The sequence below is a fragment of the Undibacterium hunanense genome, from assembly GCF_014284335.1.
Taxonomy (GTDB): domain Bacteria; phylum Pseudomonadota; class Gammaproteobacteria; order Burkholderiales; family Burkholderiaceae_D; genus Undibacterium; species Undibacterium hunanense.
Genome location: NZ_JACOGF010000003.1, coordinates 172,505 through 187,491 on the forward strand (window position 1 = coordinate 172,505; position 14,987 = coordinate 187,491).

General features: G+C 50.6%; 11 protein-coding genes. 4 read left to right on the forward strand and 7 right to left on the reverse strand.

Annotated elements, in window-relative coordinates; all coding sequences use genetic code 11:
- Window positions 1-15: 15 nt before the first annotated feature.
- A complete protein-coding gene (locus tag H8L32_RS06895; RefSeq protein WP_230412100.1) occupies window positions 16-1,419 on the forward strand; it encodes a hypothetical protein in 1,404 nt (467 codons plus the stop codon).
- A gap of 101 nt (window positions 1,420-1,520) precedes the next feature.
- Here H8L32_RS06895 and H8L32_RS06900 read toward each other — a convergent pair whose 3' ends face one another.
- Complete coding sequence (locus H8L32_RS06900) at window positions 1,521-2,186, reverse strand: 3-keto-disaccharide hydrolase (RefSeq protein WP_186946441.1); 666 nt, start codon at window positions 2,184-2,186, stop codon at window positions 1,521-1,523.
- Window positions 2,187-2,285: 99 nt separating this feature from the next.
- On the opposite strand from H8L32_RS06900, the gene H8L32_RS06905 reads away from it, so the two are divergent.
- Window positions 2,286-3,206 carry an alpha/beta hydrolase gene (locus H8L32_RS06905; RefSeq protein ID WP_186946442.1) on the forward strand — a complete coding sequence of 307 codons (921 nt, stop codon included), beginning with the start codon at window positions 2,286-2,288 and terminating at the stop codon, window positions 3,204-3,206.
- A 73-nt stretch (window positions 3,207-3,279) separates the two neighbouring features.
- Here the strand turns inward: H8L32_RS06905 and rhaM are convergent, their stop codons facing one another.
- From rhaM to H8L32_RS06935, 6 genes are all read right to left on the reverse strand, one after another.
- Complete coding sequence (gene rhaM, locus H8L32_RS06910; RefSeq protein ID WP_186946443.1) at window positions 3,280-3,594, reverse strand: L-rhamnose mutarotase; 315 nt, start codon at window positions 3,592-3,594, stop codon at window positions 3,280-3,282.
- Window positions 3,595-3,611: 17 nt separating this feature from the next.
- Entirely contained in the window at window positions 3,612-4,823 is a 1,212-nt protein-coding gene (locus H8L32_RS06915) for a glycoside hydrolase family 88/105 protein (RefSeq protein ID WP_230412101.1), read from the reverse strand.
- 37 nt (window positions 4,824-4,860) lie between these two features.
- Window positions 4,861-6,309 carry a glycoside hydrolase family 28 protein gene (locus H8L32_RS06920; protein WP_230412102.1) on the reverse strand — a complete coding sequence of 483 codons (1,449 nt, stop codon included), beginning with the start codon at window positions 6,307-6,309 and terminating at the stop codon, window positions 4,861-4,863.
- The gene (locus H8L32_RS06925; RefSeq protein ID WP_230412103.1) at window positions 6,306-9,071 is read right to left on the reverse strand and encodes a glycosyl hydrolase; all 2,766 of its coding nucleotides are present in this window, start codon (window positions 9,069-9,071) and stop codon (window positions 6,306-6,308) included. The genes H8L32_RS06920 and H8L32_RS06925 overlap by 4 nt, the downstream gene beginning before the upstream one ends.
- A gap of 168 nt (window positions 9,072-9,239) precedes the next feature.
- Entirely contained in the window at window positions 9,240-10,535 is a 1,296-nt protein-coding gene (rhaI, locus tag H8L32_RS06930) for an L-rhamnose catabolism isomerase (RefSeq protein WP_186946444.1), read from the reverse strand.
- Between the two features lie 67 nt (window positions 10,536-10,602).
- Window positions 10,603-12,711 (reverse strand): bifunctional rhamnulose-1-phosphate aldolase/short-chain dehydrogenase, encoded by a 2,109-nt coding sequence (locus tag H8L32_RS06935; RefSeq protein ID WP_186946445.1) that lies wholly within the window; start codon window positions 12,709-12,711, stop codon window positions 10,603-10,605.
- Window positions 12,712-13,099: 388 nt separating this feature from the next.
- Here H8L32_RS06935 and H8L32_RS06940 point away from each other — a divergent pair, with 388 nt between their 5' ends.
- Window positions 13,100-13,966 carry a DeoR/GlpR family DNA-binding transcription regulator gene (locus H8L32_RS06940; protein WP_186946446.1) on the forward strand — a complete coding sequence of 289 codons (867 nt, stop codon included), beginning with the start codon at window positions 13,100-13,102 and terminating at the stop codon, window positions 13,964-13,966.
- A complete protein-coding gene (rhaS, locus tag H8L32_RS06945; protein ID WP_186946447.1) occupies window positions 13,963-14,967 on the forward strand; it encodes a rhamnose ABC transporter substrate-binding protein in 1,005 nt (334 codons plus the stop codon). The genes H8L32_RS06940 and rhaS overlap by 4 nt, the downstream gene beginning before the upstream one ends.
- The last annotated feature ends 20 nt before the right edge of the window (window positions 14,968-14,987 follow it).

The following is a 14,987-nucleotide window of genomic DNA, read 5'->3' on the forward strand; positions in this document are numbered from 1 at the left end:
ACATATCAAAATTCCATGAAGCGCTTATTTGTTCGTATCTCTGTTCGTATCTTGCCTGCTCGCATACCGAGTCTTTTTCTGAATTTTTTCCTGTGCTTGTTCTGCCTGTTGTCCACATCAGCCTTTGCGCAAATAGGGCATCGTTTCCCCAGTGAACGCAAAGTGGTCAAAGACCCGGTTACTGGAGTCATGCTGACCTTTCTGACCAGCCAGCCGCATGGTGATTCAAAAATCTATCCTACCCATCCACAATGGACTTCCGATGGGCAATGGGTGATCTTTCGCTCAGGTATCGCAAAAGGTGAAGCGATGGCCGTCAATGAACAAACCGGGGATATCGTACAGGTATCTGAAGGCGGCTATACAGGCATGTTGAATGTGTCGACACGTGCCATGAAACTGTATTTCATGCGCAGCACGGATAAATCGCCACGAGAAGGAAAAACTGGTCGGCCACGTCAGGCCTCGCCGGTAGAACTGATAGAGGTTGATCTTGCTGCGGTATTTGCCGATAGCAAAGCTGGCAAGATGAAGCCGGCAGAAAGCTACCAACGTATATGCGGCATAGTACCTGCTGAAGTCGGACAAGCTGCCGACCTGGCGCTGGATGCTGCCGATGAATGGATATACTTCCGCGAGACGTCGCAGGAGGCAGCAAAATACCTGGCAAAAAATGCACGCATAGAGAAAAGCTTCGGCCCCAGAAACATGGGTGCCGGCCCCGGCGGCATTGCAAAAATGCATGTGAAGACGGGTGAAATCCGCCATGTTGTTTCAGTACCCTTCCAGATCGGCCATATTCAGGCGAACCTGTGGAATCCGGGTGAAATCATTTTTTGCTGGGAAACTGGTGGCAAATCACCTCAACGCACCTGGGTGGTGATGGCAGACGGCAGTGGCTTGCGCCCGCTGTATCCTGAAGCTGACTATGAATGGGTGACCCACGAAGCAGTCATTTCAAAAGATGAAGTGGCGATAGCGATTATGGGCCATCGCAGTATCGGTGGAACAAATAATAGTGCCAACAAGGGCACTGCCGTTGAAGGTGCCAATCCGGGGCAAGATCCGGGTTGGGGCAATGCCGGCACACGCGAAAAACCCAGTGGTCTTGCCATTGTGAATTTACGTACACGTGAAATGCGTATTGCTGGGCAAACACCATCAGGCAGCGGCTTATGGCATGTGCATGGATCAAGTGATGGACGCTGGGCTGTCGGCGATGATTTCAGCCGCAGCATCTATCTGATAGACCGCTTAAGCGGCAAGATGAGCCTGCTCAGCACCGGACACAAGGATACAGCGGCTGATCACCCTCACCCAACATTCAGCCCGGATGGCAAGAAGATAGAAATCCAGTCGGCCATGCTGTCGGCAGACAACCGGACACTGAATATCTGCATTATTCCTGTATCCAATTGACCAAGCTGTCCAGGTCATGTGGCGAACATGGCCTGGCTTGCAGACATTAATCGTGTATTAATCCCGTATCAATCGGCCATCAATCGATCATCAATCGATCATCAATCGAGTTTTTGTATGCGCACATTGCGCAGTTCATACGCGGTGCCTTCAAGCTGAAAGCCGATGTGGCCAGAATCCGGACTGGATTTGCTGATTTTGTTTTGTAATATGCCATTGATCCTGACTTCAACCGATCCATCTTTGGCAAGAATGTCGCAGCTATTCCATTCGCCGACCGGTTTTTCGCTATCAGCCAGTTTTGCCTTGATGGGAGGATAGGCTCCCTCGGCCGTAGTCAGAGGTTCGGCAAAGCTGGCACCAGCCATGGGCAGCAGGTCGCCAACATTTTTGTATTTGGTCTGGATTTGCAGACTAAGCGGCCAGACTTTGTCTTTGGGGCCAGAACTGATGTGTATCAACACGCCACCATTGCCAGGGGCAGCTGTCCAGCGCCATTCTGCATGTAGCGTAAAATTTTTATAGCTTTCCGTCGTAGCAATGTAACCTGAAGGTTTGCCAGCAGAAGCAATCACACCATCCGCTGTAATACTGAAGACTTCTTCAATCTTGCTTGCCGGTGTAGTTTGGATTTCCCACCCCTTGAAATCGCGGCCATTGAACAGTTCATCCGCATTGGCAACAGGAATGGCCATAACAGACAGAATGGATGCCACAGGCAATACTGATAATTGAAAAGGCTTCAAAAAACGGGAAAGTTGACGCATGATGTTCTTTCTCAAATGGAATAGATATTTTTGTATTGATACAAAACCGCTTTACACAGGATAGCCGGATTTTTTTTATAACATACTTCATTTACTGCCATGAAACGACTTTTTTTCACTTTGTTACTGACCTTGTCGAGCATTTCTTCTCATGCACAATCCAGTGCCATCAGCTTGTGGCCAGAAGGCGTACCGGGCGCGAAAAATATAGGGCCAGAACAGGTGGCTGATGGCCGCACTTCGAATGTCAGCGAACCAAACCTGACTTTTTATCCCGCTGCTGCCGACAGAAAAAATGGTAGCGTCGTGATCATTTGCCCCGGCGGCGGCTATGTACGTCTGTCTACCCTGCGTGAAGGCGAGCAATATGCGCACTGGCTCAGTACCCTGGGTGTCAGCAGTTTTGTGCTTAAATCCCGCCTGGCCGAATTTGGCCACCCTGCCCCTTTGCAGGATGTCTTGCGTGCCATTCGTCTGGTGCGTTCCAGCGCAGCGCAATATGGTATAGATCCCAATCGCATCGGTGTGATGGGAAGTTCGGCGGGTGGCCATCTGGCAGCCAGTGCCGGCACCCTGTTTGATCACCCCCTGGGCCGCACTGGTGCCGCACTTGACGGCGTCAATGCACGCCCTGACTTCATGATACTGATGTATCCCGTGATTACCATGCAAGACCCGTCGGTACATGCCGGATCACGCAAAGCCTTGCTGGGTGCATCGCCCAGTGCAGAATCCATGCAGCTGATGTCGCTGGAAAAACAGGTGAGCAGCACGACACCCCCTACTCTGTTGATCCATACCCAGAATGATAAAACTGTCCCGGTCGAAAACAGTATCCTGTTTTATCAGGCTCTGACCAAAGCTGGTGTACCGGCGGAAATGCTCTTGTTTGAACGTGGCACACATGGCATGGCGATGCGACTTGGTAACGGCAATGCATCGGAATGGCCGCATCGCGCCGAAGAATGGCTGAGGGACAAAAAAATACTGCAAGCCGACAGCCAGTCACAAGGGAAATAAGCAGTAAAATAAACTGAAAAATACATATCAAAATCGCCAGCCCATATCAGATTATGGACTGGCGATTTTTTATTTACTCGAAATAAAACACAGGTTTCAATGCCAATTGTTTGGGACGGTTATCCGCCTCGACTTCCATCAGGTCTGCCATATAATCCCACCAGCGTTGCATGACAGGATGCTTGGGCAAATCATTGATCTGATGATCAGGGTGCAATTTGAGTACGCCAAACAGATGCAAAGTCTCTTCATCCAGAAAAATGGAATAATCATAGATACCGGCAGCGCGCAATGCATCTGCCAGATCTGGCCACAAATTATCGTGACGACGGTGATATTCCTCTACATTGCCTGGTTTCAGTTTCATCCGGAAAGCACGCGTTATCATGGATGGCTCTCCTGCTGTTATTTCGCTGGTTTGACTGTGACCATCTTCTTCAATTCGGCAGCGGCCAGCATGAAGCCGCCGACACCATAATCAAAGCTGGATGCTGGCCTGTAAAAGGCTGGTTCGGCACCGGTCTGCTGTATGCCGCCCAACCTGCCATCTGCATACACGTGCTTCAGGATACCCTTCCATGCCCTGGCGATTACTGGCTGGTATTCCTTGGGGTCAAGAATGCCGCGATTGATGCCGTAAGCCATGCCATATACAAACAGGGCCGAGCCAGAAATTTCAGGCAAGGGATACGTAGCGGGATCCAGCAAACCGGCATGCCACAGTCCGTTTTCATCCTGGAGCTGTGCTATGCGGGCTGACATTTCACGTAACTGCTGTATGTAGAAAGGACGTTGCGGGTCATCTTTGGGGATGTAGTCCAGTGTTCTGGCTATACCACCCATGACCCAGCCTTCGCCACGTGACCAGAAAATTTTCTTACCATTGGGTTCGGTCTTGTTGATATAGCTGACATCGCGTGCGTACAGGTGTTCTTGCTTGTCGTACAGCAGATCGTAAGTGTTTTTCCATTGGGTATGGACATAATCCAGGTATTTGCGCTCACCTGTTGCCACATACATTTTCGCCCATACCGGCGGTGCCATAAACAAGGCATCACACCACCACCATGGCAGACGGTCATCGCCTGGTCTGACGGTCTTCAAGTCAATCAGGGTATCCAGATCAGCTTTGGTCGGAGTGATAAATTCTGGCTGCTTGTTGAGGAAATACAAATCCAGATAAGTCTGCGCCACACTCTGGTCATCCGCATTCGGCAGGCGTTTCGCCAGTTGCCATTGATGTTGCTGGCTCATGGCCAGCATGGCGTCTTTGTATTTGCTGTCATTTGTGGCTTCTGACGCTGCCATGAAACCGGTGTACATCACGCTGGATGTCCAGATACGCCCAAAGTGCGCCTGTGAACGGGCCAGTTGCCAATCCGCCACCTTGCGCAAGACTTTTTCTATCGCTGCTGGTTCCAGTTCTGCAGACAGATCGGTTGCCAGAGGGCCGCCATCAGCAGGTGCATCACCAAAATGACGCGAAGTATCCTTGTCGATGATAGCCTGCATGGCTGGCGTAGGAAGCGGATAGTTCTGCGTCCAGGCCAGGGCTGGCAACATGCTGCCGACAAAACCCAGGCTAACAAGCATCAGGTATTTTTTTTGAAATTTCAAAGTGCTCTCCTTCATTTTATTGTTGTTTACTTCATTCTTATTTTGCAGGTCCGGAACCATTGACGCTCAGGCCGGACACCTCAGAATCTGCGGAAATATTTACCGGTTTGCCATCTTCAAAAACCAGCCTGGAATCCGACATTTTCCAGCGTTTTACGTAACGGATAAAACCACCGGTGTTTGCTTCAATATCGAGTTTGCTGAGCTTAAAATCTTCAAGCGGCGCTTGCGCGTATCCTTCAATTTCAAAGGCGGTTTTTGCGCCACGCGCCTTGATGCCGGAAATATTGACACGACGCAGTCTGGATATGCCGTCTTTTTCTGGTACCGGCGTGACCAGTACTTTCCAGTAAGCTGGGATATCTTTCACATCATCAGGAATTTTTGCATAGCTGTATTGCGGATTCCAGTTCATGATCACGCGCAATACCACTGGCACGTCATGCATGACAAAATCATGGATATTCAGGTCTTCGCCGAAACCACCACGTGTATGTGCCGATTTGAACAGTATGCCTACGGGTACATCTTTCATTACCGTGAAGCGATATGCTTCAATACGACGGAATCCACCTGAAGTCTCGCTACCAAAACTCAATCCGGCAACTGCTTCCCGGACAGTGATATCGCGTATGACCACATCTTCTGTTGGGCGATTGACCCGCAGGCCGTCAGAATCCCGCCCGGCCTTCAATACGATCGCGTCATCATTGACTGCGATGTCTGCATGCTGGACCAGAATGTCTTTGGATGAATCGATGTCTATGCCGTCAGTGGATGGGCCATGTCCGCCTTCGTTATTACGGATGGTGAGGCGATCTACGACCACTTTATTCGAGTAACAGATATGCAAAGTCCAGAAACCTGAGCGACGCAACAGCAAGCCGTCACCCACCCGCACATCGGATGCCTTATAGATTTGTAACAAGCGAGGGCGACCGGCATCGTAGTCCGATGCCCATCTAAGGCCACGAGGTTCATAGGCCTTGCGCAGGTTCCAGTAACTTTCCCAGAATACCTTGCCGTCACCGTCAATCACACCTTCACCAGTGATGGCAACCTTGTTTTGTTCATACACATTGATCAGCGCTGCTGGCCAGCTCATCTCTATGCCGGCAACCCGGGTAGGCATGACAGGATAATCCTGTATGTTTTGTGAACCCAGCAAAGTCACGCCCTTGTCCAGACGCAGCGTCACACCTGTTTTAAGGAACAAGGCACCGGTCAGGTAGGTACCCGCCGGAAAAGTCAGCGTACCACCTTCTTTGGCAGCAGCATCAATTGCACTCTGTATAGCGCTGGTATTGAGCGTCTTGCCATCGCCAGTGGCACCGTAGGTACCGGCACTGATTTCTTTTGCCGCTGCGGTAAACGATGTCAATATCAATACGGACATCAATGCCGCAGCGACTGCCAGATGCAAAAGCACAGGCAAGACAAATACCATTTCAGTATGGCGCAACCAGCGCCGCGCTAACAATTTCATTGCAACTTTGCGCCTATCAATTTGACTGCTCCAAGAATACCGGCAGGTTGAGCCTGTATCAGATGCGTGTCCTGAGGGACGAATCGCTGCCCATACCTGGCAGACAGCAGGCGATAATCCGGCAAGGCATGGCCGGCCAGCGCATTCAATCCCAGGTTGGCGACCTGTATCTCAAGACGGTTATTACCGGCACGCAGCAATTTGCTGATATCCAACTGGTAAGGCGGTTTCCATACCGAACCGGCACGCTGACCATTGACGAAGACGACTGCAGCCTCCCGTACCGGGCTGTCAAGCATGGCACGCATGCCGCTTGGTACTTTGGGCGTCACTTCCAATGGTGTGCCCGGACCGAAATCCAGCGTCAGTCTGCTATCCTTTAATTGTGCCGCACTCAATTCCAGGTCTTTGGTATAGCTTGCGATACCAGAAAAATAGCGCGTTGCTTCATCTTCCGTCCATGAACGCAGACTGGACATGTTGACCGCCTGTGGTTTTTCGCTGAACTGCACTTTCCAGTCACGACTTAAATCAACAACGGTGGTGGCATCTGCCAGTTTTGCTTCCTGCTGTGCATTTTGTGGCGTATCGGTCAGTACCAGCACCCGTGATTCATATGGTGCCAGACGCAGAGTCGGCTTGACATCGGCATTGCTGATTTTGCCGTCATACGGATTCCACCAATAAGCTGTTTTGTACTTGCTACGGAAGGCGGCATTCGCGGTCACATCACGATTGCTAGTATTGGCGATGAAATAGACATCAGAATCAGTCAGTTGTCGACGAATGAAGCCTATGTTTTCTTTTTCAGCACTCAACTCCATGTCTGCGGGAACTGCAGCCTTCAAAGCGGCACCCACGGCGCTATCGCTGCTGACCAGGCTGACCTTGTCCTGATTGGCAAACAGGGCATCTGATGCGGTCTGCACTTCTGCACTGATGCGCGCTGCATTCAGGTAGCCTGGTGCCAGTGATGGTTTGCTGCCAACCGCAATGATTTTGCCACCGGCACGCACATAATCATTCAATTTGGCAATGACTGCCGGTGCCAGCCGGGTCACATGCGGCAAAATCAGAACGGGATAATTGATGCCCAGTTCCATGATGGATTCGGCATCCACATAATCAATGTTATGCCCGGCATCAAGTACCTGCGCACTTAGCTCTGGCGTCACATATTTACCCATTTCTGCCGACACAGACACCTTGCCCAAAGACAGGGTCGCGTACACGTCATCGGTAGGCAGGAATACGGCCACCTGATTTGCCGGTTTCCCCTGACGCATCAGATAACTCATTCTTTGCAAATAGCCATTGACGTCCGGCATGACATTCCACCATGGCAGATGGGTGTTGAATACCGCCGCAGCATAGAATGCATAGCCAGGTTCCAGCGTGCCCGGTGGTGTATAGGGCCAGCCATGGCCAACGAACTGATTAACACCCTGCAACAGCATGCGATCAGCTTCGACTTTCATATCCAGCGGTGTCGCGCTGAAAGCGGGCGAATGCAGCCAGGTCCAGGTTTCAGCAGAAATGACGGAGCGGCCATACAGGTGACCCGCAGATGTTGCCCAGCGTGTAAATGAAAACTGGCGGAACTGATAGCCCTCGCCTTCTGGCAAATCAACCAGTTTATTACTCGACATGGTCACCGCCGGTTCACCATAGGTTTGGGAACGGAAGCGGGTGCCATGGGCTTTGGCCCATTGATTCACTGGCACCAGATAACGTTCGTTTGCCAGTTCGGTCTGTGTCAATGCCCAGTCACGCCGTATGGCGGCAGCATCTGCACCAATGCCAGATTCGATTTTTGGCAGGTGTGGTTTCAGGTCATAGCCACGACGACGCTGAAATTCGGCCAGGAAATCATCGGTCCAGTCGGTACCATAGGCTTCCAGGCTGTCAGAAAATACGGCGTATGGTGGATTTTTTCCGAAAGCCTTCAACAGTGGTTCAGCCACGGTTTTCAGGTGATGATCAATGGCGTTGCGGCTCAGGTGGTCAAGTACAAAACCTTCTGCCCCTAAAGCTGCACGTTTAACCTGCTGGCCAGTACGGCTGGCGATATAGCACACCACTACGCGGTCAGCGACAGCAGCCTTGACGCCTGCACGGCCACTTTTAGTTGCCAGCAGCTGGGGTTCAAATAACTGCAATTTGCTGCTATCTAACTGTTTTGGCGTACCATCGGCCACGAAGCTGGCCAATAATTTTTCGCCATTCATGATGGCCGGCAAGGCAAAACTCTCATTACCGGCTGGCAGCTCAATCACAGCCACCCGCAAACGACCGGCAGCATCACCTACAGTGACATGTGGACCACCGTATGGCCAGCCACTGCCCAGCGTAATATCAACCCTGAGTTTGTTGGCACGTGCCTTGTCATTGGCAAAACTGACGTGTTCAAGAAATTGCTTCGACAAATACGGATAATTGTGTGTACCTTTGGCCTCATCATCCAGTTCCATGGGGTAGACGGCCTGAATCTCAAAACCACCAAAACCGCCTGCCTTCATGTCCAGTATTTCGCGTTCCAGTTGCTTCTTTTCCACCGATGGTCCAAACCACCACCAGCGCACCATGGGACGTGCATCATCGGGTGGCGTGGCAAAGGCTTTGACGACTTCTTTCAAAGATGGGGAATTCGCTGCTGCCCTGGTTTGTGCCATTGTTGGTGCAGCACATAGCATGACAAGAGAAAAAAGGACGCAGGTGCGCAATTTGTTAACCGCAAATGCAGGCAAGGTAGACTTGGTCATAGAAAATGATAATCCAGACAAATAGAGAACAGGCGTCTATCCTGAATGGACATCAGCTTATTGCTAAGTCTATTCCATCCGGAGACATGGCTATGAAAAAATCCCCCTGAAGCAGATCACCATTACGCAAGAATGCGCAACAGCAAATATGCTTCAGAGGGAGTTGAATCAGACTATACCGCTACCGCTGGCACCAGCCTTTGGTGGACGGAGTGTAGCCTGTTTTTCACGATAGCCAGTTGCACGATAGCAGGCAACCGGATCAATAGCCGCACCAGAACGGGCGCGTGCCATGGCCAGGATAGGACTGACATCAGTGCGGAAAGCCTGTTTCAATGTTTGTGCTGCCAGCAGCACGTCATTGTTTTCCTGATATGCGCTCAATGCCTTGCGGTCTACCAGTGCAGACTGTACAAAAGAACGTTGTACTTCGATAGCACTGGACATCAGACTTTCTATAGGATCGGTCACATTATGTGACTGATCCAGCATGTAGGATGGTTTGAAGGCATCACCGTCACGCTGTGCTACATCGGCCAGCTCATTGAAAATCAGGAACAGCTGGAAAGGATTGATACTGCCAGAATCCAGATCGTCATCACCATACTTGCTGTCATTAAAATGGAAGCCACCCAGTTTGCCAAATTGCGCAAGGCGGGCAACGATCATTTCTATGTTGGTATTTGGTGCATGGTGACCAAGATCAACCAGGCATTTTGCCTTAGGGCCCAACTCATTAGCGCAGGCATAGCTGGTGCCCCAGTCAGCAATCGTGGTGGCGTAGAACGCTGGCTCAAACAGCTTGTGCTCGATGTACATCAGCCAATCTGCAGGCAGGGCCTTGTAAATGTCGCGCATGCTGTCGAGATAACGCTCAAGCGCACCACGCAAATTATGCTGCCCCGGGAAGTTGGCTCCATCACCTACCCATACGGTCAAGCCTTTGGAACCCAGTGCACGCCCCAATTCTATGCATTCGATATTGTGTGCTACCGCCTGCTCGCGCACGGCTTTGGCATTGGCTGTCAGGCTACCAAATTTATAGGTCTGTTCCTGATTGGCCTGATCCTGGAAAGTGTTTGAATTGACAGTATCAAATCCCAGGCCATGTTTGCTGGCAAATTCACGCATGGCAGCCGGATCACTGCTTTTATCCCAGGGGAAATGCAGGGATACGGTAGGTGTAGCCTGTGTCAGTTGATGGATGACAGCACAGTCTTCCAGTTTTTCCATGACATCGCGTGGCTCGCCCTTGCCTGGGAAACGTGCAAAGCGGGTACCACCGGTACCGACACCCCAGCTTGGCAGGGCCACAGCAAAAGTCTGGGCTTTGGCTGTCAGTTGTTCGATATCCTGTCCGCGTCTGGCCAGAATGCTGCCCAGGGCAGCGTAGTCAGCATCCAGATTCTGTTGCAGTTTGGCGTTATGTTCTGCCACCTGGCCATGGTCAATTACTTTATCCATCTTATGTCTCCGTCTCATTGCTGACCTGAATCAGATATTTGATTCAGGTCAATCTACTTTTTATATTTTAGCGCGTGAATGCAGCAGCATTGCCTGCATCTACGTTGATAATGTTACCTGTGCTCTTGGCAGACTTGTCGCTGGCCAGGAAGTACACTGCTTCTGCGATATCTTCCGGCAATACGCTGAGTTTCAGCATGCTGCGCTGACGATAGAATTCTTCGATATCATCTGCATCGATTTTATTCGAGACAGCGCGCTCTTCTTTCCATTTGCCATCCCAGATGCGGGAACCGCGGATCACGGCATCCGGATTGACCACATTGACGCGTATGCCATGGGCCGCACCTTCGAGGGCGATACAGCGTGCCAGGTGGATTTCAGCCGCTTTTGCCGTGCAATATGCAGATGCACCAGCAGAAGCAACCAGACCATTTTTGCTGGCCACAAACACCATGCTGCCGCCGATTTGCTGCTGCTTCATGATACGGAATGCGCTGCGACTGACCAGGAAGTAACCCTTGACCAGAATGTCCTGATTACGTTCCCAGATTTCCAGTGTCGTTTCATCCAGCGGTGCTGAAGATGCAATACCGGCATTCGAGATCAGCAAATCGATACCACCAAATCGCAGGGACGTTTCGCTCAGTATGGCTTCGACATCGCTTTCACGGGTGATGTTGGCACTGATGGTCGCCACATTATCCTTGCCTGCCACTTTGGACAAGACCTGATGTGCCTGGCTCAATGCCTCGCCATCGATGTCTGTCAACATGACACAAGCGCCCTCTTGCAACAACTGACGTGCCACTGCCTGACCGATGCCACCGGCAGCACCAGTCACCAGTGCAATACGGCCAGCCAGACTTTTCGGCTTGGGCATGCGTTGCAGTTTGGCTTCTTCCAGCAACCAGTATTCGATATCAAAGGCTTCCTGCTCTGGCAAACCTACATAGCTGTCAACGCCATTCGCACCGCGCATCACGTTGATGGCATTCACATAAAACTCGCCAGCGATCCTTGCAGTTGCCTTATCTTTCGCAAAAGACAACATACCGATGCCTGGTATCAGGTAAATAATCGGATTGGCATCGCGCACTGCCGGGCTATTATCGTGCTTGCAACGTTCATAATACGCAACATAATCTGCGCGATATTGATTCAGACCTTCATCCAAACCGCTCAAAAGTTGATCAAAGTTAGGATTGGAAGGATCAAAATCAATCACAAACGGACGAATCTTGGTGCGCAGGAAGTGATCAGGGCAAGATGTACCCAGCGCTGCCAGTGCCTGCAAGTCTTTGCTGCACACAAAATCCAGCACTGTGGTGCTGTCATCAAAGTGGCCGAGTTTGAATTCTGTCTTACTGATTTTACCGCGCAGTACCGGCATCAGACGGGCAACCAGGCTGGCACGCTCTGCAGCTGGCAGCGCGCTGTATTTGGCACCGCCAAATGCTGGCTTGCGGCTGTTTTCTTCCAGCCATGATTCTGCACGCTGGATGATTGCCAATGTGGTTTCATAGCAAGACTTGGCAGTATCACCCCAGGTGAACAGACCATGGCCTTCGAGGATGATGCCTTTCAGATTTGGTTGTGCTTGGGAAACTGCTTCCAGTTTCAGGCCCAAGTCATAACCAGGACGCTGCCATGGCAACCAGCCCAGCTCGCCTTCGAATATTTTTTGTGTCAAATCCTTGCTATTGGCACAGGCCGCAATAGCGATGACTGAATCAGGGTGCATGTGATCAACATGCTTGCGATTGATATACGCATGCAGTGGCGTATCGATACTGGCAGCACGTGGGTTCAGGTTGAACGTGCAATGTGGCAAATAAGCCACCATTTCATCTTCCAGCGCCAGACCGCGATAGCGGCCTTTCAGGGAATGCAGTTTATCCATGTACAGCGTCGAGAAGCCATCCATCTTGATGCTTCCCAAATCACCGCCAGAACCTTTTACCCATAGTACTTCTACCTGCTCGCCAGTCAGGTAATCCGGCATCATTACCTTGGCAGAGGTATTGCCACCGCCAAAGTTGGTAATGCGCATATCAGAGCCGAGCAGATTCGAGCGATACAGCAATAATTCTGGCTCAGACAAGCCAGCTGCGTACGCGTCGTCCCAAAGTGAAGTGATAGCTTTTTTCTGCTCAGTTTGAATCGTTGAGGTCATACACTCTCCGTGATTGATTAATATTTTTATGACAAATTCCTTAGCCTTACCCCCTGGTCTCCTGAGAGGTTACCGGAACGATTGAGCAGTTTGTGATTGGACTGCATTTTGGCCCGGTACGGCAGTGGCAGTCAGTAGAAAACAGCCAGCATTGAGTGTCAATACAGAAGCAATCAAGACGCTGATTGAAATTGGAATAGTCAGCATGATGATTGATTTTGTCCGTAGCAGATTACCAAATGGGGAAATAATCACTTGATTGATCAGTTTTTGATTGACGTCCGATTTTTAAGTGATTAGTCTCGTTATATGCCAGCAAATTATTACAAAGCAATGACTGGTGGTAAGCCTCGATAAAGACAAAAGACGGCTACAGATGGAGACAAAAATGGTGAATCACAAACGTCGTAAACGTTTGCTGAAGCTGCTCGTCGAGCACAATTCAGCAAGCGTCCAACAGTTGGTTGAGTGGCTTAGCGCATCCCCGGCAACCGTCCGGCGCGATATAAGTTGGCTTGCTGCACGTAATCTGTTAACCCGCACACGCGGCGGCGCAGAAAATCTGCAACAGAAAAAGCGCTCTATAGCGCTGACCAGCGAAACCTTTCAAAACAATATCAAATGCTACGCTGATCGTAAACGGGCTATTGCGCGTTATGCCAGCAATATGTGCAGCGATGGCGAAACCATCATCATCAATGGTGGCACCACCACCTTCATGATGGCTGAATTTCTGGTCGACAAACAGCTGAAAATCCTGACGAATTCGTTCATGATGGCCGAGCGTCTGCTGGTATCGAGCGAAAACGAAATCATCGTTCCCGGTGGTCGTGTCTATCGTGAGCAAAATGTCATCCTCAGCCCTTTCGATAACGACATCACCCAGCATCACTATGCCGGCAAGATGTTCATGAGCGTGTATGGGCTGTCCCTGCTGGGGTTGATGGAAGTCGACCCGCTCCTGATACAGGCAGAAAAACGTCTGATCAGCCAGGCCGAAGAATTGATCGTACTGGCAGACAGTTCAAAATTCGCCAAGAAGGCCGGTTTGATACTCTGCGGACTCAACCGTGTTTCCTGCCTGATCACTGATAACAATGCGTCTGATTCTGCCGTGCAGTTGCTTGAGCAATCTGGCGTCAAAGTCATTACCGTTGCGCCAGAAACGATGCCGGTCAAGTACCCGGCTACAAAATTTAATCAGGCTTATGACATGGAGTCAGCAAGCATGTTCCAACCGGAGACCGTGGAATGAAAAGAAGAAAGGTATTACTTGCAGCGATAGCACTGAGCATGCTGGGCGCACTGCAGGGTTGCGAGCAAAAATCGGATAAGGTCAAAATTGCCATTGTCGTAAAAAATCTGGGAAATGGCTTTTTTGATGCAGCACATGAAGGTGCCAAGGAAGCCGCCAAACAAATCGGCAATGTGGAAATTATTTATACCGGGCCAACCACCCCTAGCGCTGAAGGGCAGATTGAAATCATCAATTCCCTGATCAGCCAGAAAGTCAATGCCATCGCCATTTCTGCCAACGATGCCAATGCGCTGGTTCCTATCACCAAAAAAGCCATGCAGCGTGGCATCAAAGTTATTTCCTTCGATAGCGGCATTGCACCAGAAGGCAGGTTGATGCAGTTGAACCCGTCAAATGCAGATTTGATCGGTCTCAAGCAATTGCAGATGGCATCTGATGCCATCGGCGGCAAGGGTGAAATCGCCATATTGTCGGCATCCGCCCAGGCAACCAACCAGAATATCTGGATCAATGTGATGAAGAAGGATTTGGAAAAGCCAGAATTTGCCGGCCTGAAACTGGTGGCAACTGTCTACGGCGACGATCAGTCCGACAAGAGCTATCGTGAAGCGATAGGCCTGCTGCGCAGTAATCCCAATCTGAAAGTGATCATCTCCCCTTCTACTGTCGGCATCAATGCCGCCAGCAAGGCGGTGGTGGATGAACATCTGGTCGGCAAGGTATTTGTTACCGGCCTGGGCTTGCCGTCAGAAATGGCTGGGCACGTTAAAAGCGGCGCTGTCAAGGAATTTGCCATCTGGAATCCTATCGATCTTGGCTATGCAGCGACCTACATTGCCAATGAATTTGTCAAAGGTAACCCGAACGCCAAGGCTGGCGGCAGTTTTACCATAGGCCGTATGGGAACGATTGAGATTGATGTCAATGGTGAAGCAGCCATGGCGCCTCCGTTCACCTATAACAAAGATAATGTGGAGCAGTTCTCCAAGATATTTTAAGCAAAGAAGCCCACGAATGT

Bases quoted from the DNA above. Each gene is read 5' to 3' on its own strand.
- H8L32_RS06895 (WP_230412100.1), top strand. From the start codon at position 16: ATGAAGCGCTTATTTGTTCGTATCTCTGTTCGTATCTTGCCTGCTCGC.
- H8L32_RS06900 (WP_186946441.1), bottom strand. From the start codon at position 2,186: ATGCGTCAACTTTCCCGTTTTTTGAAGCCTTTTCAATTATCAGTATTG.
- H8L32_RS06905 (WP_186946442.1), top strand. From the start codon at position 2,286: ATGAAACGACTTTTTTTCACTTTGTTACTGACCTTGTCGAGCATTTCT.
- rhaM (WP_186946443.1), bottom strand. From the start codon at position 3,594: ATGATAACGCGTGCTTTCCGGATGAAACTGAAACCAGGCAATGTAGAG.
- H8L32_RS06920 (WP_230412102.1), bottom strand. From the start codon at position 6,309: ATGAAATTGTTAGCGCGGCGCTGGTTGCGCCATACTGAAATGGTATTT.
- H8L32_RS06925 (WP_230412103.1), bottom strand. From the start codon at position 9,071: ATGACCAAGTCTACCTTGCCTGCATTTGCGGTTAACAAATTGCGCACC.
- rhaI (WP_186946444.1), bottom strand. From the start codon at position 10,535: ATGGATAAAGTAATTGACCATGGCCAGGTGGCAGAACATAACGCCAAA.
- H8L32_RS06935 (WP_186946445.1), bottom strand. From the start codon at position 12,711: ATGACCTCAACGATTCAAACTGAGCAGAAAAAAGCTATCACTTCACTT.
- H8L32_RS06940 (WP_186946446.1), top strand. From the start codon at position 13,100: ATGGTGAATCACAAACGTCGTAAACGTTTGCTGAAGCTGCTCGTCGAG.
- rhaS (WP_186946447.1), top strand. From the start codon at position 13,963: ATGAAAAGAAGAAAGGTATTACTTGCAGCGATAGCACTGAGCATGCTG.